Raw genomic sequence first — 23,161 nt, 5'->3', positions numbered from 1 at the left:
ATTATTCATTTACTTGTTTTGTCGATTGATTAATACTCAATTCTCCTGGTAAAACGTAGGAGACACCACATGCATTTTCCTCAATCATTTCGATCAAGTGGTTTACTGCCGTGACCCCTTGCAATTGGATTGGATTTTTCACAGTCGTCAACCGAGGCATGAAATAGTCCAAGAGATCGATGCCATCAAAGCCAATTACGCTGAAATCATCCGGCACCCGCCACTTGGTCTCATGGATCGCCTTGACCGTTCCGATCGCACTAAGATCATTTCCCGCCAGAAACGCTGTGGGTAAATCTTTCTGCTCTAGCAAAAACTGTTGCACGCGGACTCTCGTTCGTTCTTCTTCAAAGAACCCCTGCAATTGATAGTCCGACCGTTTAGAAACCCCTGCCTCGTTTAATGCTTCTAAATACCCTCTTAAACGCTCATCACTATCATAAACACCAGTAATACCACTGATAAAGGCAATTTTTTTGTGGCCAAGTGACAAAAGATACTCGGTGGCTGCTTTCCCTTTTTCGAAAGAATCAAAGACTACACTGCCGAAGTTCTTCTCTTGAATGTTTCGATCGATAAAGACGGCTTTGATTTGTTCTCGTTCCATCGCAGCCAAATCCTGCTTCGTTAAAAAATCTTCAAATCCAATAATGCCATCAACAACACCACCTAAAATACTATTGAGGACAACGCGCTTATCTGCAGATAAAAACACGTTGACTGCATACCCATGTTTTTCTGCCTCTCTGGCAATGGCTTCAACTAGTACGCTAAAGTAGGGGCCCTTAATGCTGGTGGTGTAAAAACCAAGCATCTTGGTTTTCGTGTTTTTTAATTGTTTGCCCATCAAATTTGGGACATAATGCAACCGCTGCGCGGCAGCCATCACACGTTCTTTCGTTGCGGGCCGAACAACATCGACACCGTTTAATGCTTTAGACACGGTCGCAATCGACACGTTTGCCTCCTTTGCCACTTCCCGAATCGTGATTCGATTTGTCAAATGATTCTCCCCTCCTGAAGGATTCTTCCCAAAAATAAAAACGTTTTTATTTTGCTGAAAAAATCAACGACCACTCTAAGGTTGGCCATCCGATAAACCAACTATATATAAAAACGTTTTCACCCACAATGGTTCTAGGACTAATTGGCGCATGTACCAGCACCTTGAAACCTGTGCCACTTTGGTACAAGTTGTACCCAAAAAAAAAAGCCTCGAAAGGCTTTTAAATCGTGAGCGTACCAATCAACTTCGCTGAGGCAGCAGCAAAGCCAAGGTATAAGGAAATCGTACCAGGATCACTTTTTGTCGAGAAATCAGAATGAACGTAAGCAAAATCCTCTGGTGTAACATAGAATGAATGCTGCCTTTCTTCGGCTGCAGCAAGATGGATTTTTTGCCATTGTTTCAATTCCCTCATCGGTCGTGCTACTTCCGTAACATCGTCTCTGCTATAGAGTTGCAATGTCGTTGTATGCGGCACATCGCCCTCATTTTTCAGTGTGCAACTGATCTCAAATGGCGCTCCCTTTTCCTGAGGAATAATGATTTGGGTGTGGGTAATCGTGCATTTACTATAGCCTATCCCCGAGCCAAAAGAAAACAACGGCTCATTTTTTTCATCCATATAGCGCGAAATATATTTTTGATCACTATTCTCTTCTGTCAGTGGCCGACCTGTAGAGAGTTGAGCATAAGTCAACGGCAACTGTCCTTCTGCCCTTGGAAAACTCATAGCTAAACGTCCTTGCGGTTCAGATTCGCCCATCAACAAATCTGCCAATGCATTACCGCCTTCTGATCCAGGGAACCAGGCAATCATGATGGCTTGACAAAGAGGCTCGATGGCGGTCAAAACCATTGGTCTGCCACAGAAAAGAATCGTTGCGATCCTAGGATTGACCTGACTTACTGCTTCAATCAATGCTTCTTGCTTTCTTGATAAAGAAAGTTTGGTCAGACTTGCCGCTTCTCCCGCTTCCTCGCTGGTTTCCCCCAGAGCCAATAAAACGACCTCAGCTCCTTTAGCGACTTTACACGCCTCATCAAGAAAGGCGCTCGTCAACATTTCCCCATCAGGGTACGATAAGACAGTTAAGTCAATTTCTTTTTGAGAAAGACCTTCCGCTAAGGAGACCGCAGCCTCTGGTTTGCCGATCCACGACCAAGCCCCCAAAAGATCCTTTGAATCTGCTTTGGGACCGATCAGCGCGACCTTTTGTTTTTTCTGCAAAGGCAACAGTGCCTGGTTTTTCAGAAGAACCGTTGTTTGCTTTGCTGCTTCTCTTGAAAGAAGACGGGTTTCCTTTAGGAGTCTAGGCGTTAAGTTTTCCGGTGCTAACCCTCTATAAGGGTCTTCAAAAAGGCCTAGCTTTTTCTTTAAATGTAGCACATGAAAAACCGCCTTATTCAACTGCTCTTTCATAGCAAGATCTGCCTGAATGATTTGCTCTAGTGCGTTCAAATAGCAATCACTCATCATATCCATTTCGACACCTGCAGTAAAAGCTTTCTGTGCGGCTTCCTTTCGATCAGCAGCTACACGATGCGCCATCAATTCCGCCACCGCTGCCCAATCTGAGATGATCAAGCCATCAAACCCAAGCTTTTCTCGCAATACTTCCTGCAACAATGGTTGATTGGCTGTGGCCGGCACACCATGGATCGTATTAAAAGAAGTCATGACCAATTCTGCACCAGCTTCAATCGCCGCCTGAAACGCGGGCAGATAATTTTGGTAGAGCTCCAGATCAGACAAATCGACAGTATGGTAATCCCGGCCGCCTTCTGCAGCGCCATAGCCGATAAAGTGTTTGACACAAGCAGCAATTCGCTGTTTATTTTCTGCAAGGGAAGCAGTTCCTTGATACCCTCGTACATAAGCAGCCGTCAACACCGCAGATAAGGTCGGATCTTCCCCATTACTTTCCAAGACCCTCCCCCAGCGCGCGTCTTTAACATGATCCGCCATCGGTGAAAACGTGACATGGACACCAGCTTCTGCCGCTTCTTTTGCTGAAGCTTTAGCAACCTCTTCCACTAACTGCGCATCAAAGGAAGATGCTAATGCCAGTGGAATTGGGAAAATCGTTTCATACCCATGGATAACATCTGCCATAAAAACAAGAGGAATCTTTAAGCGACTATTCTCAAGATAAGACGTTTGGATGGCATACACTTGTTCAGCGGTATGAGTGCCCAACACAGAACCAATCGAAAATAATTGGTCTTCACTCATGTGCCATTGTTGCATCGGACCGGTGATTTCTCCTCCTTGCGCAAAAAAATCTGGCGTCAATTGGACCAACTGGCCCACTTTTTCAGCTACAGTCATTTGGTCAATCAGTTCTTTTAGTTTTACGGTTTCCACTATTATTCTCTCCAATCATTAGGCTCTCTTCTTTTGCTTATCGAACTTTCGGCATTTGCTCCTTCTTAGCAGAAGCAACATGTTGCCGATTCCTTTCATTCAGTATAATTAAAAACGTTTTCAAAAAAAGACGGTCTTCATACTTTGGTGCAACTCATGGCAAAAAGGAAAAATCTTCATCATGGTACAAGGTGTACCATAAATAATGGATAACACCAAATCCCCTGATACATCCGACATTGTGTCTTCTCCGATGCTAACAAAAAGAAGCTGCAATTCGCTGCAGCTTCTTTTTGTTTATTGTTAAGGAACAAATGAAAGTTCCCAAAGAATGGTTGCTGAATATCTCGTGGCTTGAGGAGTCGCACTAATTGGCACCTCAAGTTTGACACTTTGATCCATTGTTTCTCGATCGCCAAAGCGCTGGACCCAAGTGCCTCTGCCTTGGTTGGCACCTGCTTGTGCGATTATCTCCGCATTTCCAACAGTCAGTGCTGCTTGCTTTTTATGAGTAGGTGGCTCAGACACGTTTTCTCTAGTCGTTACTACATCGATATTGTCTAATAAAATTCTAGCACCAGTCAGTTGATGCCCTTCATCACTTTCAAAAGGCTCTCGTAAGGTTGCACGGAGGGTCCAACCGGAATTTTCCCGCCTCCGATCTGAAACCTGCACATAATTAGGGCGTAGATTATCATTTGGATCAGCCGGCTGAAGGAGTTTTTGCGGCAGGGCATCGTAGGTCGTCGTTTCTGACCGAATGCCAACTGTCCCAAACTGGAATTGGGAAACAAAATCCAAGCTGACAAACCCTTGTTCTGCATCAATCTCAGGCGGATTCTCAGGATTTACTTGCGTATCCGGATCAAGAGGGTCTACTGGTTGCGGAGTACTTTCCAAACCATAAACCAGCCAGTATTCTTGTTCATCTCGGGTGACTCTTGTTTCCAGCGGCTGACCGTCCCGCTCGTAAAGATATTGATAATAAGGAATTGTCAAAGGCAAGATATCAACCGATTCATTTACGAATTCTCCTTGATAGGTTGGTTCCCTCAATGCTACCCCTTCTTCATCTATGTGATTGATCTTGATGTTCGATGGCACGCGATCAAATAAAAAAGTAACATTCTGATGGAAAGGCTGCGGCATAATAGCAAATGTACTTGGGTCAAAGTGTTCTGTGTTAAACTCAACCCCGTAATAGTCATACCCTAACTGATAGGGTTCATCGCTCTCTCGGTTCTTGGGGTCAAGGGTATGAAGGAAACGTAATGGTAGTTCTAATGTTTCAGTTGGTAGAATATCCTCCCCTGTCTCTCGATCCAGATAGTTTACATGGACGGTTCCAGTACCAATGTGATATTCCATCCAATCAAAAGTAAAGGTATGGCGATCACTCCTTGCACCTGTACTTCCAGTAATAAGAAAAGCCATCGCAGAAACATCCTCAGGTTGCCAATCACTAATATCTCTACGCCATGTCCGATTGTCATAATCGACTTGAAACCATCTCCCATTTTCATCCGGCTGATATTGAATAAGTACATCCAAATCATGTCCCAAGCGATTTCCAGCTCTTTGCGGTAATGCATCATTGCCGGTATAGGTCGCCATCGTTCGCGGACCTGTATGATAGATGAATCCAGCGAATGGCGCACCGCCAACAGACATTGGATCTCTAATCACCTCAAATCGATTCGTGAATTCTTCAAAAACACTAGGTGTAGTGTTATAATTATTGTCCAATTTAAACCCAAAGCCATCGATCAAACCGCCAATACCAAACGCATTTCCTGGATACCCGACTTCATCTGTAGCCGAATTGTGAAAGCCAAAAGCAATGCCATCGGCTCCGTCTAATCTCGTTCCGATATTTGCTTTGCCTTTTAGCGTAAATGGACGATCCAAACTGAGCCTTTCTTTTAAAGTAACATTACCAACGTGATCTGATAGATTGGGCGTTAACAGCACTTCTCCTGTTTGCTCGTTATAAGTAGCATCGATAGGGTGTCCTTGCAAATCAAAATGATCTAAGAAATCTGCTCGCTCAATTCGAATTTTAGCTGTAGTATCACTTCTATCATCTACTTCTGCCTCTCTTCCTACTTCATCCGCAGCCTCATCTGCTTGATCTGCTTGATCTGCTTCCGCAGAGTCATTCTCTTCTTCCGTCGAATCAGTGTCTTCGGCCTCCGTATGATCTAAGATCAGCAGGCGCTGCGTAGCAGTCTCGGCAACGATGATCTCATATTCTCCGATCGTATCCACAAGAATCGGTAAGACAAAAGTCGTTTGTGGGGTCTCGCTGTTCAGCTGCCACACACCTTCGTGGTCTGTTGCTACCACCGTTAGTTCATCGTTCAAAGCTTCCTGATCAATGCTTATTTCCTGAGGCAACGCGATGTCCACCGTTTCGAGGGCAACTTCTGAGTAGAAAATAAAATCTATTACGTGCTCGACCTCGCCTTGGATCAGTTCCTCCGCAAAGGAGATTTCTCCACTCACTTCATCGTCGGCCTTCTCCTCGTGTTCTTCCTCTGGTGTCCACGAAAAAATCGTCTCGGCATTCATGATTGTTAATGTTGTAATCAGTGGGAGTAAGGCAAGTAGAACCAGCAACCACTTATTTTTTTTGCGAAAAAATGAGTTCATCGCATTCACTCCTAAATGTCATTTCTCTTATTTTCCCCATGGGATCTAGCCCCACTTAGGGAATGTTGATTTCCCTTTTTTGATAAGTTGTTTTACTACGTATATGTTAAGTGCGGTGATCAGCAAGAGACTTCCAAGAATCACCCAATCCAACCGTTGAATGAAGTTTGTCTGGGGCAGCTGCCCGCCGGGTTTACCCGTGTCTTGCGGTGGACGCGGAACAGGACCGGTTGGTGGAGATGGTTCTGGTTGATCCAAAGGCTCATAAATCCCGGTAAACCCCACTGTCCCCTCCGTTTCCGTTGAACGTCTCTCCTCGCCAAAACTCGTTCTTGTAAACCCGAAAGCGAACAATAAGACCAAACATACTTTCAAAGCCCTTCCTCTAATAGATGCACCGTTGATATCCATTCTCCCTCCTCCTTGTGAGTTGTTCATTTCGAAAACGATCGTTTTTGAGACGTGTTATTTTATTAAAGCCAATCTCTTTACAAAAGCCTAAATAGTACTGTTTATATGGAATTCATTCTATCTTGATCGTAGTCGTACTTGATATCTCAAAAACCATGGTTTTCAAACATGTCATACTAATTATATCGATGTTCTACTTAGAATAAAATTCACGATATTCCTCGATCGATGAATATCCTGCATGAAGTTAAAAAAAACATACGTTTCATTCATATGTTATTGTTGCAACTATTTTAGAAACTTGCCATCTCCCTTTTATACAACAAAAAGCTCAATGATCTTAGATTACGTTATTCCTTTAATCCTCGACACCTTGAATCGACGCTTCATGTCAGGCGTCCCTCTCATTTTCTATCAACATGACTGAACCGTAATTAGCTTGCTAAAATGCAAAAAAACAAACAGGTCCAAAAGTCATCAAAAGAAAAGTCTCTTGATCCATTAAACCTGTTTGTTTTTTTCATTTATTAAAGGAAAAATGTAGCTTATTCCCCTGCGGATAAAGAAAACTGACGAACCGTCTCCGACAACGCTTCGACTAAGAAAAGGCAAGGAATTTGCGTCGTCAAATCTTCATACTTGTTGATGCGTTTCACATCAACTGAATAGTCTAAGACATAATCGGACATTCGCCCCAGTGTGCTGTTGGCGTCACTGGTGATTGCTACAGTGGTGAAGTCAGGATTATTACGAAAGCCATTGACCACTTCAATGATCTCGGTGGTCGTTCCGGTGATTGAAAGGACCACGATCATATTGTCTGACGTATGCTTCAGCTTCGCAAAGATTGGATAGGTATTATCCACCAAAGCATAACTGTTAAATCCGATCGTGGCAAAACGGCGGGCAGCATATTCACACATTGAACCTGACGCACCGATGCCATAAAAAATAATATTCTCACATTCCAGCATTCGTTCAGCGATTCGCCGGATTTTTCCTTCGATGTCTCGCGGGAAGCGTTCCGGATCCAAAACGGTCATACTGCTAAAAAAACTGACAGCATCTAACTCAGGTGCTTTGAACTGGGTACGAAATTCTGTAAAGCTCTCATACCCTAATTTACGGATAAAGCGCATAACAGAAGAAGCTGAGGTGTGGGATTCAAGCGCGATCTCACGGACCCGCATATAGGGAATCTTATCACTTTGGCTCGACATATAATGATAAATCGCACGATCGGTCTCTGATAACTCATTGAAATCGATTTTTCTAAAAAAAGACATAGTAAACGCTCCTATTTTCTCATTCTCCTATCAATGTACCACAAGCTAGCAAAAACATCACAACTGTTTGATAAGAAATAATTCCATCGGCTGTTCAAATCCAGGACTTGTCAAAAGTAACCCACCGGCATCTTGGTAACCAAGGTTGCGATAGAAATGCTGTGCCTGCTCGTCGACTTGCGTGGAAGTCAAACAAAGAGCATGGCCGGCTGCTTTTTGCTGTTGTTCCCAATAAGTAACCAACCGTTTCCCAAGTCCCTTGCCTTGATGCGCTTCTGCGATCACTAACATGGTACAAAAAGGAATCGTGTCCCAGAAAAAATTGTAGCGCAGTAACCCTACTGGCTGTTCGTCTGCAACTATCACATAAGCAGTTTTTTCCATTATCTTTTTGGCGAAGACTTCCTTTGGTAAGTGAGTATCCAAAGAAAACCAAAACGCTTGATCTGCAGCTATTGCCGGTCGAATCGTAATCACTGATTTTTCGTCCCTTCCTGCTGTTTTTTGTCTTATCGTAGAGAAAATGGTCTTTTTTAATCACTTTCCGTCTTTTCGTATTCAGAAAGCAATGCTAAAAAGGCATCGCCATACTTATCCAATTTGTTTTGGCCAACCCCTTTGATCTGTAAAAAATCGATCGGCGTTTTTGGCTGAACTTCCGCCAATTCTCGCAGTGTTTTATCAGAAAAAACGACATACGGCGGCAAATTTTGTTCTTGTGCGAGATTCAATCGTAAGGTGCGCAGTTGATCGAACAGTTCATCATCAACCACTAACTGTTTGACTTTGGTTTGTTTTCTATAAACTTTTGCTTTTCCAAGCAACACATCAATCCCCGCATTGGTCACACTTAACAAAGGGTATTGCCCTTCTGACGGCAAAAGATACCCTGATGCTGTTAAATAATCGATCAGCTGATTGACTTCCTTTTGAGACCAATCTTTCATTAATCCATAAGTTGGTAACTTTTCAAAGCCCCACTGTTTGACTTTTTGGTCGCCAGAGCCCGTTAGCACTTTCCCCACCAAGGCTTTCCCGAAGCGTTCGCCCATTCGTTTCACACATGACAACACTTTTTGTGTATCCACTGTGATATCCACTTGTTCTCTTTCATCAAGGCAATTGCTGCAACGACCGCAATCGGGTCCATCTTCTCCAAAATAACGCAAAATATAGCGCTGTAAGCACAGTTGGGTATGTCCGTATTGGCTCATCTCCCGCAATTTCAAGTATTCGTTTTGGCGATAAAGAATATCTGATTCGGATTGATCGATAAAGAATTGCTGAATCTGCATGTCTTGTGGAGCATAAAGTAAGATCGCATCACTGGGTTCGCCGTCTCGTCCGGCACGCCCGGCTTCCTGATAATAAGACTCCAAATTTCCAGGTATCTGGGCATGGATCACGAAACGGACATTGCTTTTGTTGATTCCCATCCCGAATGCATTGGTCGCTACCATCACTTGCAGGCGGTCATAAAGAAATTCTTCTTGGAAAAATGAGCGCTCTTCTTCTGAAAGTCCGCCATGGTAATACCCGACGGACACGCGTTCATGTTTCAACAGGTGATAGATCCGTTCCACTTCCTTGCGGGTACTGGCGTAAATGATACCTGATTGTCCTTGGTTCATTTTCAAATACGTTGTGATGTAGGTATCTTTTTGATCCTTGACGACTTGAAAAGCCAAATTTTCCCGAGCAAACCCGGTTTTGACTTGATTTTCTGCCGGAATTGAAAGTAAGTTTTCGATGTCTTCAGCAACTTTGGGTGTAGCTGTCGCGGTAAGGGCAACGATCGTTGGCTTCTGCTCCCAGTTTTCGATCGTTTCGGCGAGTCGCAGATAGCTCGGGCGAAAATCATGTCCCCATTGGGAAATACAGTGGGCTTCATCAACGGCCAATAAAGCGATCGGCATCTGCCGCAATGAGTAGCGGAAAGATTCTGAGTCTAAGCGTTCTGGCGAAACATACAGCAGTTTGATTCGCCCTTGGCGTGCTTCTTGCAAGCGTTGATTGATCTGTGCTCCTGTCAAGGAAGAATTGATATACGCTGCTGGGATCCCCATATCAACGAGGCTATCTACTTGGTCTTTCATTAATGAAATCAAAGGGGAGATGACCAAGGTCACTCCATCCAGCAAGAGCGCTGGCAATTGATAACAAATGGATTTCCCTCCACCTGTGGGCATGATTCCCAAAACATTTTGTTGTGTTAAAATAGATTGAATAATCGTCTCTTGACCTTCACGAAACTGTGAATAGCCAAAATGTTCTTTTAAGACTGTTTGAATAGTTTGCATAATACCCTCTTTTCCATTTCCTTATTATACGCAATTAAGTACGCAAAGAAAACGGCATTAAGAGAACTTTCGCTTTTTATTCGCTTTTCAATGAAATCAAACAAAGGAGTCTTCTACTATGAAAAAAGTTATGATTATCGGCGGTGGGATCATCGGTTTGACCCTCGCCAATTATCTTGATAAAACCAAATTTGACGTGACTGTCATTGATTCCCTCATCGGTCAAGCAACATCTGCCAGCGCTGGCATCATTTCCCCTTGGTTATCCAAACGCCGCAATAAAAAATGGTACCAGTTAGCACAAGACGGAGCCGCTTTCTTCCCGAAATTGGTACGGGATTTTGCTTTAGATGAATCCATCTATGCCCCATGTGGCACTTTAGTAGTGCGACCAGAAAAGGCGCTTCAAGAATTGGCAGAATTAGCTGAAAATCGACGTAAGGAGGCACCAGGAATCGGCGAAATCGACTTACTGACGGGCTCACAAACCAAAGAGGTATTGCCATTACTAAAAGAAATGCCCTCTTTACGAATCACAGGCGGTGGCCGCTTAGATGGTCAGGCTTATCTTGCCCACTTAAAAGCAAACGCTCAGCAGCAGCAAGTGACTTTTATTGAAGAAAAAGCTGAGATCGTCAGAACCGACAACCATTGGCAAATCAAAACCAAGGATCACTTTCTTGAAACCGAGATTCTTTGCCTGACAGCTGGACCGGGATTACTAGACTTGTTATCACCTTTAGGGTATCAGGTTGATATCCGTCCGCAAAAAGGCCAGTTGCTCTCTTTTGCCACCAACCTGCCGACAAACAGTTGGCCGGTCGCCATGCTAGAAGGCGAAGGCGACTTGATTCCCTTCTCTAATGGTCAAATTTTATTTGGCGCTACTCATGAAAATGATGCTGGTTGGGATTTGACACCTACTGAAGCAGCCCAACAGCAATTGATGACAGGAATCGGTGCTTTTCTTGAAGACCCCGAAGCACTCTTTGCTGCCCCAATGACTATGCGAGTCGGCACACGCGCTTATACCTCTGATTTTGCGCCTTTCTTTGGGGAAGTGCCTGATGAAACGAATCTGTTCGCCGCCAGCGGGCTAGGTTCTTCCGGTTTAACGACGGGACCTTACATCGGTTATCTTCTAGCAAATCGGATCAATGAGGTACATGCGCAACCAACAGACTTCTCGTGCTACACCAAACCGATGATAGAGTATATCAAAAAGTGCCTTTGATAGGAGACCACTAAAAAACCACCAGAACCGTTACGGTCTGGTGGTTGTGCTGTTTGATTCTTGTAAAATTACGGACAATTTCCTAACTACTAGTTAAACATATTCTCCTGTTTCCCAATAATCGAGTAAAACTTCATTGATGATCTCACGATCCAGTGGTTCACGGATATCATCATCAAAGGCATCTTCGATCGGGACATCGCCCACAGCTTTGATACAAACCGGGACGACCGGATTCGGATGATCCTCTGCTGTCAACACTTTTTCAATCTTGATCTTATGTGTCCAATCTGCCCCCATATCATAAATATAGGTCATGGACTTACAATACTGAAAATCTTGGTCAATAGCGGACGCATCCGTTGGAACGGAATTGCCTAAGCCGATCGATTTCGAGCCGGCAATAAACAAATACAAATGTTGATTCATCCACTCAAAGGCAATCTGGATCAAAATATGTAGCTGTTCATAGGTCAGCCCTGCAGGAATAATCAAACGACGCCAAATTGGCGGACGGTATCCTTCTAAATCAATACGGACCTGATAGGCAACCGGCGTATCTGCTGCGTCATCAAAGGCCGTATGTTTTGTTGGAAATGGGACGATTTTTGGCGAGATTGCAGCAATCCGTGGGTCATCAACGGGCAATAGATCATGTTCTTCGGGATCGGTGTCTTTAATCATTGCTAACATCGCTTCTTTCTTTTCAGCTGACCAAAACTGTGGTTTGGACATCCGAGCGAAAAAGATAGGTTGTTTTTCAGCCAATACAAAGGCAATTTCTAGGTATTGCGATTTGGTAATATGCTTTTCTTTATACATGCAGTAATAAAAGTCTTCAATGGCTGTTTTGGCAAACGGAAGAAAATTTAGACTGTACGGTACTTCTTGAGGCAGCATTTCAGTATATACCCATTCAACAAAGACTTTGTCTTTTAGTTTGGTCATGCCGCCATCTGTTTCCGCGCAAAAGATCAAGTAAAAAACAGGATCTAAGTAATGCTCAAGATCGTCGTCACTAACCACACTGGGTCCGCCATACAAATCAACGTGATCCATCATCCGGTCAATCACTTTCGCTAATTTCTTCAATGTTTTTTCCAAAAAAATCTCGCTCCTTCCTATCAAGTTTACTTTGACGAAAAGAGCGAGGATTGTCAATCTTTTTTTTAATGGGAGAGCATTTCCTGTGCAATTTCTAATCCGCTCATCCCCGTTGGGTAATAGGTCGGCCAATGCTCCATTTCCTCTAGTAACGCTTCATGACTCTCGTTGCCAAAGTAGATATGGAAATGATGTGAAGCACCTGGTGCGATCATATGGTCGCTAAATTGGATATATTTGAACGCCGCATCTTCATCGGTGCTTTCAAATAAGAAGCGTACGCCACGATTACCAGCTGAGTAGTTCAAAACCTCTTTGCCAGTATACACATACTTAGCTTCTTTCTCTGTACCATCATCAAAAATAAATGTCATTGTATTGTCTGTGATCTTGATCTGAGCAACATCCGTTTGATACCCTGTCGTATAATACTCTTTGTATTCGTCAGCCGTCATTTTCTTGTCCATTTTTGCTTTATAATCAAACACTTGATCCAATGTTCCGTCTTGTAAAAATGGGTAAACGGATTGCCAGTCTCCTGCCCAGTCAGATAAAGGACGGTCTTGTACATCGGCATCCTCAAAGTAGCCGTTATAAACTGTTTTTTCTTTTTCGGCTTCAGCCATTTCTTTGTCATTTGCTACATCGGTGGTTTTTCTCAAGGCATCGCGGTTTTGCTCCATAATTGAAATGTAGTCTTCCCCGTTATCCATCTGCTCTTGGGTCAAGCCTTCTAATGGATTCAAAACAGCCAGTTCGACTCCTGCTTCTGACGCTAACGTCCGGGCAATGCTGTCTTTGGCATTTTCTTCAAAATAGATCGTCTGAATGCCTGTTTCTTGAACGAACTCTTTTAGTTCTGCGATCCGTGAAGCGGAAGGCTCTTCACTTGGTGAAAGACCGGAGATCGGAACTTGAGTCAATCCGTATTCTAAAGCTAAATAACCAAAAGCGGCGTGCTGCGTTACAAAATGATTTTGCGCCGGATTGCTAAATGCTTCTTCATACGATTCATGAAGATCTTGTAACTGTGCTAAATAATTTGCAGCATTTTCAGCAAAGGCTGTCGCTTTCGCCGGATAAGCCTCACTCAGCTGGTCACGAATCGCCTCTACTTGTTTCATGGCTAAGCTTGGGGCTAACCAGACATGGGGATCTAATTCATGAGAATGACCATCATCGTCGTGGTCATGATCGTGATCGTGGTCGTGGTCATCGTCACCGGGTAACAGGACCATTCCTTCTGTGGCTTTAACCACTGTCACATCCCCGTCATTTAACGTGGCTTCAATCGAAGGAACCCACATTTCCATGTTCTCGTTGTTGTAGACGAAAACATCCGCATCTTGGATCTTTGCCATATCCTTTGCAGAAGGTTCATAATCGTGGGAATCAGTGCCTGCGGGCATCAATAATTCAACCTCCCCTTCATCCCCTACAACTTGACGAGCAAAATCATACATCGGATAAAACGTAGCCATGACCTGGATTTGTTCATTATCAGAAGCAGCGTTGCCTGATTGTTCAGTTGCATCAGAGCCTCCTTGTCCACAGGCCGCCAAAGCTAGGGCTACTGTTGATAACATCGTTATTTTAAAAAACTTCTTCATTTTCAAAATACACTCCTTTTTATTTTTCCATATTTCCTTTTCCTCGGCAAAACACTGATAAATCAATTACGATTTACAAAAACAAAACGTAACGTTTACGTTTTACCATCGGTTTTCTACTTTACACAACTATTTACTCCTTGTCAACAGCTTTTCAAGATGTTTTTTTATATGTAAAAACTTTCATATGTACCACTGCTGATATCATTATTAACTTACTGAATGGATCGGTTGATTCGGCAACAATTGGCAAATGACGAAAATTGCTATCTATTGTCCTTTGTCGCCTCCTGTGCTACACTCGAGGGGTAATTGAATACAAGATTATCCACTAGGGGCGCTTTATGCTGAGATAGACGTATGTCTGGTCCCTTAGAACCTGATTTGGTTAGTACCAACGTAGGGAAGTGGCAGCGCATGATTTTTCGCGTTCCCATTTTTTCTGTCTACGTGTGGATAGAAAAAGGAGGAACGCTTTTTTTGTAGACAGAAAAACCATCGAGAGGAGAAGAGAAAAATGACAAATGAACCAATCGCCTGTGCGGCAGATGGGATCGATATCACGGGGTGCCGAGTTAGCTTGTACCCAATGAAAGACCATTTCGCGCAACAAATTTTAACAAGTATCGAAAAAACGAATACGAGCGCTGTTTGGCAGCAGACCGATCTGTTCAGTACCCTTTTTCGAGGGGAAGCGCCTAGTGTGATAGACGCAGCAGAGGCGCTATTTATCAACGCCTACGAATCAAAGACACACCTCGTGGGTGAGTTTACTTTTTCCAAAGGCTGTCCCGGAGACACTGCGGGTGACACATTCTTGAATGGTGAACAGGCGCAACCCAATAAAGGAAAGAACCTAGCGAATGGTGACTTTTTGGTTGATTGCAAATATTCGTTTTACGTATTTGGCGAAAATCATTATATGGAAGAAATCGCCACGATCGTCCAACTGGCAGAGACTCATGGCTTGAGCCCTCGTTCCGCTCACTATGTGACGATGCTGACCGGATCAGCAAGCCAACTCTTTGCTTATTTTGAAGCCGCATTAGCTTATGCCCATGACCATCTCCCCCACTATGTTCTGGAAGCGACTGTTTCGGTCAATAGCCCTTCAAAAAAGGAGGCGATGCCACATGACTAAGTGGGCTTTGAAAGATGTCATCATGGTAGGAATTGCTTCGTTGATTTTTGGCGTGATCTATCTTGGGGCTGTCCATTTCGGATTGTTGTTAGGTACGCTTCTAACGCCCTTTGGTTTATCTGTCTTAGCCAATGAGTTTATCTTTGGTGTTTGGTTCATGGCGGCAGCTTTTGCCGGATATGTGCTACGTAAGCCGGGAGCAGCTACGATCACTGAAATGATTGCGGCTCTTTTAGAAGTGTTTATGGGAAATTTTTATGGACCTATCATTTTTATTAGCGGTTTTGTACAGGGGATCGGAACAGAAGCCGGCTTTGCATTAGGCCGCTACCGACGCTACGGGTGGTTCCCTTTAGTTACTGGAGCCGTGGGCGCCACGATCACGAGTTTTCTTTGGGGAATCATTCGGTCAAATTTCATTAACCTACAATGGCAGTTGCTGTTGGCGATCTTTCTTATTCGCTTGCTTTCTTCGTTATTCTTTTCAGCCTTTTTAGTGAAGATCGTCTGTGACCACTTGACACGGATGGGGGTCCTCAACAGTTACCCCATTGCTGAAGATCAAACGGTCATCGTCAAACGGAAAACCGCATGAGCCTGTCGGTAAAAAACGGCAGTTTTTTGGTGGATCAAAAGCGACTTGAATTGACTCTGTCTTTGGCCCCTGGTGAAACAAAAGGGATTTATGGTGCTTCAGGAACAGGAAAAAGCACCCTTTTCCATCTCTTAGCGGGACTAAATGAGAAGGGGTTTGATGGAGGGACGTATACGATTGACGGCCAAACGATGAACCAGCTTTCCATCCGGGAAAGAAGCACGTCCGTCAGCTTATTGTTTCAAAATCCTGATATGCAATTTTGCATGGCAACACCTCGAGAAGAGTTGCTTTTCTGTTTAGAGAATCAATGTATTCCCCAAAAAGACATGCCAAACAAAGTGGCTGAAGCTTTGGCATTTTGCGAGATTACCCACCTTGCTGATCAACCTTTCACGACCTTGTCTGGTGGTGAAAAACAGCTAGCCGCATTGGCTTGTTGTCTGATATTAAAAAGTCGTTACTTGCTTTTGGACGAACCCTTTGCCAATTTGGATTCGGACACAAGTCAAAAAGTCATACGAAAACTGCAGCAAATCCAACACAAAAATGCTCTTGGTATTTTATTGATCGATCATCAAATCAAAGAGACCGCTAACTGGGTCGATGAGTGGCTGCTGATTGAAGAGGAATTCAGAACGATCAATCAAGCAGCGCTCCGCCAACTTGATCAGCACCTACGCAAGTCGCTGCCGCTTGTGAACATTAAATCGACTTCTAACGAAAAACGGCTTTCATTTCAAAATTTCCGATTACCCATCCGAAACCATGAAATTGTTTTCCCAGATCTTGCCTTTGATAAGGGCTCACTGATTGGAATCACTGGACGTAGCGGCAGCGGCAAGTCTTCGTTTTTAAAAGCTATTTTACAGCAGCAGGCCTATAAAGGGGATATTCTTTTGGCAGGTAAACCAATCAAGAAGTATCCGTCACCTTTTCGCTCCATCAGTTGGATCATGCAAAATCCGCAAGACCAATTTTTGGCAGCTACCGTTGCGCAAGAGCTTAGCCAAGGAAGCGCCCCGACCGAGAGCGACAAACTACTCGAAAAATTGCGTCTGCAAAACAAGAGTGCCCTGTCGCCTTTTCTACTGAGTCAAGGACAGCAACGGCGCTTGGCTGTTGCCTCCTTACTGCAGCGCCCGGTCGACCTACTGCTAGTAGACGAGCCGACATATGGTCAAGATGTCACACAAGCTTGGCAGATCATGGAACTATTAGCTGCTAAAGCAACCACTGGCACGTTAGTTTTGATCGTTAGTCACGATGTCTTATTGTTGCAACAGTTTTGCTCGCAAATCATTGATTTCAATTGCTATCAAAAGGAGGTCGCAGATGCGTACACTCAATCCCACAGTCAAGTTATTCGCCATTTTAGGACTCGCCTTAGTGGTTTCTTTTCAAAATAATTTCAGATTGAATTTATTGCTCTCTGTCCTATTCTTCGTTATTACTGTAAAAGAGCGCTCCTTGAAAAAAAGTCTTTTGCTCTTTTCTGCATTGACATTGGCAGCTGTAGGGGTCTTTTTCACTGGTCTCCTTTACTATCAAGACCATCAAGGCGACCCCTCCTCAACGACAGCTATTCACTATGGGCTTGACATGGCGAGCCGTATCTACTGCTTCGGTATTCTGGGCAGTTCCTTCAGTGTGACGACCACGATCAATGAATTGATTTATTCGCTGCAGCAACAGCTGCATCTACCTGCCGTTTTTGCGTACGGTCTGCTCGCTGCGTTTCAAATTGCTCCGATCATTCCAGCAGAGTATCAAAACATCCGCAATAGCATGCGTTCCAGAGGAATCTCAGTCAATTCGTTTTCTTTCAAAATGTTGATTCCTTTACTCGTCAAATCCATTCGCTGGTCCGAACTTTTGGCGACGGCAATGCTTTCAAGAGGTTTCGACGGTGAAGGAAAGCGAACTTATGCCAAGACATTTCGAATCACTTTTATGGATACGCTGTTTTTATCCTTATGTTTGATGGTGGGACTTGGCGGAACACTCATCCTATAAAGGGGAAAGAGACAAAAAGACAAAGAAACGTAAGGGTTTCTTTGTCTTTTTTCATTGATTTATTAAGAAGTGATCGTCTTTTTTACTGAGCCAGATTTGATTTGGTAAAACGTAACAAACATCGTCGTTGCTAATATATACAAGGCGAAAAGAAGATACATGTTTTTAAACAGCTGGATCGTCGTTTGGTTCAACCAGGCCCCTACTTTGGGAATATAAAATATCGGCTGGCCAATCAATTGACTTTTTTGAATTTCGTTTGGTTCCATCTGATTTTGATTGTCGCCAATGGTGTAGAGCACCGATTGATTTTCCCCAACCGCAACGATTCGCCGCGTCCGCATCTGTCTACCTTGATCAACATAATACGTTACTTCGTTGCCAACCACTAAATTATCTTCAGAAGCTTTTTTTACAAAAAGGAGTGTCCCTTCAGAATATGTCGGTTCCATTGCATCACTAGCAACAATAGCCATTGTGAAACCAAACGCATGTGGGATCACCACAATTAGTACAGACAGCAGCATGAACATCAGTACAAAAAGTGAGAGCATGATACTTTGTTTTGGAAAAAGCTTCATTTTCTATTCTCCTTCTAAACCTCAGTTTCTTTTATGATTCTATAACATAACTCTAATTTTTTCAAATATTTAAAAACGTTTCATTGAATTTTTATACGAAGATTACTCGATTATTATTTGACTTTATTTAATTATTTATATTATGCTAAAGGCGATTAAAAAACAGAGGAGAAAAAGTATGCCTTTTTTAAATAACAAGTTTTTTTTAAAGCGTTGGATTCCCTTCATCCTTCTGGTCCTATTTTTACTGGGAAGTATTGTCTTTTTTCTCGTTCTTTTTTTATTCCCAACTTCTGATATCCATGCAGTGGAGAAAAAGGAAGACTGGATTTTCTATGCTGAGGACAATCCCGAATCTACTTTTATTAGCCGTTATGTGAAACATTTACCTAGTGTAAAAGCCAATGATCGTTTTGTGATGAAGCGAAAAATGACCAACGATTATAAATACCCTACAATGTTACTAATTGGCGATCATCAACACATGACTGTCTATCTCGATGATCAAGAAATTTACACCAACGATGAGCCCAATGATCCACTGACTCTCAATCATCCAGGCAAAACATTGTCTTTTATCACCTTGCCTGAGGATTATGTTGGTAAAACCTTGAAAATATACGTGACTAGTCCTTTTGACACCTATTCTGGCTTCCCAGCAGAAGTCTTTTTTGGCCCTGCAAATGCACTGATCGGCTATGTCTTCAGTCTGTCAATTTTAAATATTTACATTCTTTTATTTACTGGTTTTATTTGTATCATCAATTTATTTTATGTCTTAGTTTCTTTTATCAATCAACGAAGGCTGAAAATATCTTCTCTCTTATTCAGCGGCTTTGCCTTAACAGCAGGCTTGGAAGCGGGCTTCAGCGATATGCTTGGTGGACTACTGTTTCCCCCGATCGTCAACTCCGTAATGTTAAATATTCTTTCTATTATTACACCAATGTTCTTGATCGGCTTTTACTGTACAAATATGCATTTTATTCGTAAGTACTACCAGAAATGGTTATACTTCCACTATTCATTCGGTCTATTAGCGATACTTTTCGCACTTTTCCAAGCACAAAGTTTGCCCGTCATCATGAATTATATGTTCTTGTTGAATATTACCAGTACCTTCATTACTTCTTTTGCAGCAATCTATGAAGCATTGAAAAAAAATCCTTTTTATGTCATTTGTGCGCCTTGGATCGTGATTGCGGCTATTGGTCATTGTTTCTTGTATATTCAGGATATTTTAGTTTTGCCACAATCTGATATTAATTGGCGTTCGATCATCTTTTTCTTATTAATTATCATTTTTACTTGCTACGGCTTCCTTGAACTCTTTTTTGCCAGCGAGGGTAAAAATAAGCAGATCGATACGGCAGACATCAAAGTGCGTTTATATGAGAACCAACAAGCGATCAGCCCTGAACAAACGTTAAAATGGCAGCAAGTTTTACGGACCATCAAACAAAGAACCCATACGGTCAAGGATATGTTAGAAGATCAGCAGTTGGCAGCGGCCTATGAAGGCCTTAGTGAGATTGAAGAACAGATCAAGCAGCAGTTAACGAGTCCTTCCGTTGAAAAAGAATCACTCACGACGATGCTGCTTGCTAATTATAAACACACAGCTGCTCAAAAAAGGATCACCTTTGCCTGTGATGGCATCATAGAACCACTGGAACAATTGGCGGAAAATGATCGTCTATCCTTGATCGCTCATTGCCTAGAGTACGCCATCCGATACTCTTGTGCGGTCACTGATCCTCAAAAGCGAAGACTCGCGTTGAGGGTGAATGACACGAACGGCCAGTTGCATATCGACTGCCAAATGCCGCTTCTCTCAAATGAAGAAGCAGAAAAACTACAGAACAATGAAACCAAACGACAGGCGATGCAGGCTGACATTCAAATGCTAGAACAACTTTGTTTAGCCTACCAAGGAAGTATCCGGATTGAAGAAACTGACGGGCTTCACCTCTTGCATTTGACACTTAGGGCGAAAATAGATCCGCTGTCTTTCGACTGACCGTCTTGCTACATTAGTTTTAAAGGAGCGATTTTAAGAAAAAGCGAAAAAACTCTTGCTTTTTTCGCTTTTTCGCTTTAGCATGATAAAGAACAGCAACAAGCATTGGAATAGTAGTTTTATGATGGTCTTAGAGAGTCGATGGCAGCTGAAAAATCGACACCCACTGATAAAATGAACCTACCCAATGGCAATGACCGCAAAACGGTCGGTGGAAAGGCCTTATCCTTTACGAGTTGGATTATCCCGATAGATAATCAACAAAGGTGGTACCGCGAAATCCAAGCATTTCGTCCTTTTTTAGGACGAGATGCTTTTTTATTTTTTTAAGGAGGAAAAAGAATGACACAAAAAAATGATTTTACAGAATGGTATATCCAAACGATCCAAAAAGCCGAATTGATGGCTTACTCCCCAGTGAAAGGCTCCATTATTTTCCGTCCTGACGGCTTCGAACTTTGGGAGCATATCCAAGAAGAGTTCAATCGATTCTTGAAAAAAGAGGGCATTCGCAATGCGTACTTCCCAATGCTGATTCCGCAAAATTTCTTTATGAAAGAAGCCGATCATATTGAAGGTTTTGCGCCTGAATTGCCATGGGTCACAGAAGTCGGCAATGAAAAATTGGAAGAACCTTTGGCCTTGCGTCCAACCTCAGAAACCATGATTGGCTCTGCCTTTTCTGATTGGATCAACTCCTACCGTGACCTGCCTTATGAAATCAATCAATGGGCAAACGTCTTTCGTTGGGAAAAGAAAACATTGCCTTTCTTGCGTACCTCAGAGTTTTTATGGCAAGAAGGCCATACCGCTCATGAAAACGAAGAAGATGCACGTCAACGCACCATGAAAATCTTGGATGAATATGCCCGCCTTTGCGAAGAATTCCTAGCGATCCCTGTTTATCGCGGACAAAAAACCCCTTCCGAGCGTTTTGCTGGAGCAGTTGATACTTATTCGATCGAAGCGATGATGAAAGACGGCAAAGCAGTCCAAGCAGGAACCAGCCACTACATGGGGACAAAATTTGCTGAAGCATTTGATATTACGTATTTAACGAAAGAAAACAAGCATGTCCATGCCCACACAACCTCTTGGGGTGTCTCTACCCGCTTGTTGGGGGCCTTGATCATGACCCATGGCGATGAAAATGGGTTAGTTTTCCCACCAACCATTGCACCAACCCAAGTTGTGTTGTTACCAGTCGGTCCATGGAAAAAGAATCCAGCCATCTTAGAAAAATTAGAAGAACTGTATGCCAACTTTAAAGCCAAGGGCATTCGTGTTCGATTGGATGATTCTGATAACTCACCTGGCTATAAGTTCAATGAATGGGAACTAAAAGGCGCTTGCTTGCGAATCGAATGTGGCCCAAGAGATTTAGAAGCTGGCAAAGTGATGGTCAAAGTCCGCGACTTGGCTGACAAGCAAACAGTCGCCCTTGAGCACTTGGAAGCCTTCGTTGATCAAGAACTGCAAGCAATGACCCCACGCTTATTGGCAGCTGCGAAGGAACGTAACAAAGATAATGAGTACACCAACATCGATACATTGGATGAACTAAAAGCCCATATCGAAACGTGCAAACAAGAAGACAAAGTGACTGGCTTTGTTTTGATCGGTTGGGACGGCTCGGAAGAAACGGAAGCGAAAATCAAAGAAGAAACCGGCTTTACTACCCGAAACATTCCGTTTGAAGCACCAATGGAAAAAACAGTCGATATCGTCAGTGGCAAACCTGCCAAGCATACCGTTTGGATCGCCCGCGCATACTAATAGAAAAAACGAAGCAGCCAGATTGAAAAGGCTGCTTCGTTTTTTGATTAATAAATCAATGAAAGAAAATCTTCAGGCGTGATGTTGCCAAAATATTTTTTAACATCAATGTTGGCGATGACTTGTGCCAAATCTTCCTTGGCATAACGAGTTCCGATCAGGGCTTGTTCGACATCTGCAATGTCCCCTAGTCCGAAAAAGTCGCCAAAGATTTTGGCATCCGTGATTTTTCCTTCTGCCACATTCAAACGAACTTCGATGGAGCCGATTGGGAAGCGATGACGGCGTTCAATATCAAAAGCTGGAGATTTACCGTAATTCCAATCCCAGTTGCGATAATACTTATCGGAAATCTCATTGATCTTGTCCCAATCCTCTTCAGTCAGTTCATAGGTTTTGACTTCTTCCACGGAATCGACACCAAAAATCTTCAATAAGATTTCTTGACGGAACTCTTCAGTCGTCATGTCTTGCTTCTCTTTTGGCAAGAATGGTTTGATATTTGTCACTCTTGAGCGGATCGATTTGATGCCTTTTGATTCGATTTTGTCTTTGCGGACTTTCAAGGCGTTGACCACTTCATTGATGTCACTGTCAAACATGATCGTCCCATGAGCAAACATCCGGCCATTCGTTGCGTACATCGCATTCCCAGAAAACTTCATGTCATTGATCACAAGATCGTTGCGCCCTTTTAGTTGCGCCCCTTCAACCCCCATCTCATGCAAGGCTTGGACGATTGGTTTGGTCAGTTTTTCAAAATCTCTGAAAGAATTGCCATCGTCAGGCATAATAAAGCTGAAATTCAAGTTTCCGAAATCATGATAGACTGCACCGCCGCCGCTGAAACGACGAACGACATGAATCCCATGTTCATCCACATATTCCTTATTGATCTCTTCGATCGTATTTTGATTGCGTCCAATGATAATCGATGGTTCATTAATGTAAAAAAGTAAGATGGGTTCATCCACTTTCATTTCTTGAAGAAGAAAAATCTCGATGGCTAAATTGATGCGTGGGTCGTTCAGTTCATTCGGTACAAAAAGCATACTATTTGTTCC

The 23,161-nt window shown here is 43.1% G+C and carries 18 protein-coding genes, 1 riboswitch and 1 other annotated feature; of the genes, 7 read left to right on the top strand and 11 right to left on the bottom strand.

Translation table 11 applies throughout. The features are described from left to right. Position 1: 1 nt before the first annotated feature. The 7 genes from ACIPK1_RS05590 to recQ form a co-directional block, all read right to left on the bottom strand. Positions 2-1,003, bottom strand: coding sequence for a LacI family DNA-binding transcriptional regulator (locus tag ACIPK1_RS05590; protein ID WP_008381553.1), 1,002 nt, complete (start codon positions 1,001-1,003; stop codon positions 2-4). Between the two features lie 223 nt (positions 1,004-1,226). Continuing rightward, a complete protein-coding gene (locus tag ACIPK1_RS05585) occupies positions 1,227-3,371 on the bottom strand; it encodes a glycoside hydrolase family 3 N-terminal domain-containing protein (RefSeq protein WP_400450177.1) in 2,145 nt (714 codons plus the stop codon). A gap of 303 nt (positions 3,372-3,674) precedes the next feature. Continuing rightward, positions 3,675-6,023, bottom strand: a complete 2,349-nt coding sequence (locus ACIPK1_RS05580; protein ID WP_400450176.1) for a WxL domain-containing protein — start codon at positions 6,021-6,023, stop codon at positions 3,675-3,677. A gap of 45 nt (positions 6,024-6,068) precedes the next feature. Continuing rightward, positions 6,069-6,434 carry a hypothetical protein gene (locus ACIPK1_RS05575; protein WP_008381556.1) on the bottom strand — a complete coding sequence of 122 codons (366 nt, stop codon included), beginning with the start codon at positions 6,432-6,434 and terminating at the stop codon, positions 6,069-6,071. A gap of 545 nt (positions 6,435-6,979) precedes the next feature. Then, positions 6,980-7,720, bottom strand: a complete 741-nt coding sequence (locus tag ACIPK1_RS05570; protein ID WP_400450174.1) for a MurR/RpiR family transcriptional regulator — start codon at positions 7,718-7,720, stop codon at positions 6,980-6,982. Between the two features lie 57 nt (positions 7,721-7,777). Beyond that, positions 7,778-8,197 carry a GNAT family N-acetyltransferase gene (locus ACIPK1_RS05565; protein WP_005236549.1) on the bottom strand — a complete coding sequence of 140 codons (420 nt, stop codon included), beginning with the start codon at positions 8,195-8,197 and terminating at the stop codon, positions 7,778-7,780. 56 nt (positions 8,198-8,253) lie between these two features. After that, on the bottom strand, positions 8,254-10,020 hold the full coding sequence (gene recQ, locus ACIPK1_RS05560) for a DNA helicase RecQ (RefSeq protein WP_005236551.1): 1,767 nt from the start codon (positions 10,018-10,020) through the stop codon (positions 8,254-8,256). A gap of 118 nt (positions 10,021-10,138) precedes the next feature. Here recQ and ACIPK1_RS05555 point away from each other — a divergent pair, with 118 nt between their 5' ends. After that, a complete protein-coding gene (locus ACIPK1_RS05555) occupies positions 10,139-11,254 on the top strand; it encodes an NAD(P)/FAD-dependent oxidoreductase (RefSeq protein ID WP_400450172.1) in 1,116 nt (371 codons plus the stop codon). A gap of 93 nt (positions 11,255-11,347) precedes the next feature. Here ACIPK1_RS05555 and ACIPK1_RS05550 read toward each other — a convergent pair whose 3' ends face one another. Both ACIPK1_RS05550 and ACIPK1_RS05545 read right to left on the bottom strand, forming a co-directional pair. Then, positions 11,348-12,358, bottom strand: a complete 1,011-nt coding sequence (locus ACIPK1_RS05550) for a plasmid pRiA4b ORF-3 family protein (RefSeq protein ID WP_008381564.1) — start codon at positions 12,356-12,358, stop codon at positions 11,348-11,350. Between the two features lie 65 nt (positions 12,359-12,423). Further along, on the bottom strand, positions 12,424-13,968 hold the full coding sequence (locus ACIPK1_RS05545; protein WP_400450170.1) for a metal ABC transporter solute-binding protein, Zn/Mn family: 1,545 nt from the start codon (positions 13,966-13,968) through the stop codon (positions 12,424-12,426). Between the two features lie 323 nt (positions 13,969-14,291). Further along, positions 14,292-14,391, top strand: a riboswitch (TPP riboswitch). 94 nt (positions 14,392-14,485) lie between these two features. Here ACIPK1_RS05545 and ACIPK1_RS05540 point away from each other — a divergent pair. Genes ACIPK1_RS05540 through ACIPK1_RS05525 form a run of 4 tightly spaced genes read left to right on the top strand, consistent with a single transcriptional unit; the run spans position 14,486 to position 17,720 of the window. Next, complete coding sequence (locus ACIPK1_RS05540; RefSeq protein WP_005236559.1) at positions 14,486-15,109, top strand: YkoF family thiamine/hydroxymethylpyrimidine-binding protein; 624 nt, start codon at positions 14,486-14,488, stop codon at positions 15,107-15,109. After that, a complete protein-coding gene (locus tag ACIPK1_RS05535; protein WP_005236560.1) occupies positions 15,102-15,704 on the top strand; it encodes an ECF transporter S component in 603 nt (200 codons plus the stop codon). Before ACIPK1_RS05540 ends, ACIPK1_RS05535 begins: the two co-directional genes overlap by 8 nt. Further along, positions 15,701-17,113, top strand: coding sequence for an ABC transporter ATP-binding protein (locus tag ACIPK1_RS05530; RefSeq protein ID WP_400450167.1), 1,413 nt, complete (start codon positions 15,701-15,703; stop codon positions 17,111-17,113). Before ACIPK1_RS05535 ends, ACIPK1_RS05530 begins: the two co-directional genes overlap by 4 nt. After that, positions 17,040-17,720 (top strand): energy-coupling factor transporter transmembrane component T, encoded by a 681-nt coding sequence (locus ACIPK1_RS05525; protein WP_086372801.1) that lies wholly within the window; start codon positions 17,040-17,042, stop codon positions 17,718-17,720. The genes ACIPK1_RS05530 and ACIPK1_RS05525 overlap by 74 nt, the downstream gene beginning before the upstream one ends. Positions 17,721-17,782: 62 nt before the next feature. Here ACIPK1_RS05525 and ACIPK1_RS05520 read toward each other — a convergent pair whose 3' ends face one another. Beyond that, entirely contained in the window at positions 17,783-18,301 is a 519-nt protein-coding gene (locus tag ACIPK1_RS05520; protein ID WP_016613282.1) for a signal peptidase I, read from the bottom strand. Positions 18,302-18,479: 178 nt separating this feature from the next. Between ACIPK1_RS05520 and ACIPK1_RS05515 the strand changes: the two genes are divergently transcribed. Then, on the top strand, positions 18,480-20,321 hold the full coding sequence (locus tag ACIPK1_RS05515) for a hypothetical protein (RefSeq protein WP_400450165.1): 1,842 nt from the start codon (positions 18,480-18,482) through the stop codon (positions 20,319-20,321). Between the two features lie 96 nt (positions 20,322-20,417). After that, positions 20,418-20,622, top strand: a binding site (T-box leader). 41 nt (positions 20,623-20,663) lie between these two features. Next, positions 20,664-22,097, top strand: a complete 1,434-nt coding sequence (proS, locus tag ACIPK1_RS05510) for a proline--tRNA ligase (RefSeq protein WP_016621221.1) — start codon at positions 20,664-20,666, stop codon at positions 22,095-22,097. A 47-nt stretch (positions 22,098-22,144) separates the two neighbouring features. Here the strand turns inward: proS and ACIPK1_RS05505 are convergent, their stop codons facing one another. Beyond that, the gene (locus ACIPK1_RS05505; RefSeq protein ID WP_400450163.1) at positions 22,145-23,149 is read right to left on the bottom strand and encodes a lipoate--protein ligase; all 1,005 of its coding nucleotides are present in this window, start codon (positions 23,147-23,149) and stop codon (positions 22,145-22,147) included. Positions 23,150-23,161: the final 12 nt, after the last annotated feature.

Origin of the sequence: Enterococcus sp. NPDC086594 (genome assembly GCF_044746145.1) — a bacterium.
GTDB classification, from domain to species: domain Bacteria; phylum Bacillota; class Bacilli; order Lactobacillales; family Enterococcaceae; genus Enterococcus_D; species Enterococcus_D entomosocium.
The sequence above is the reverse complement of the archived record's forward strand: the minus strand, read 5'-3'. Positions and strand labels throughout refer to the sequence as shown.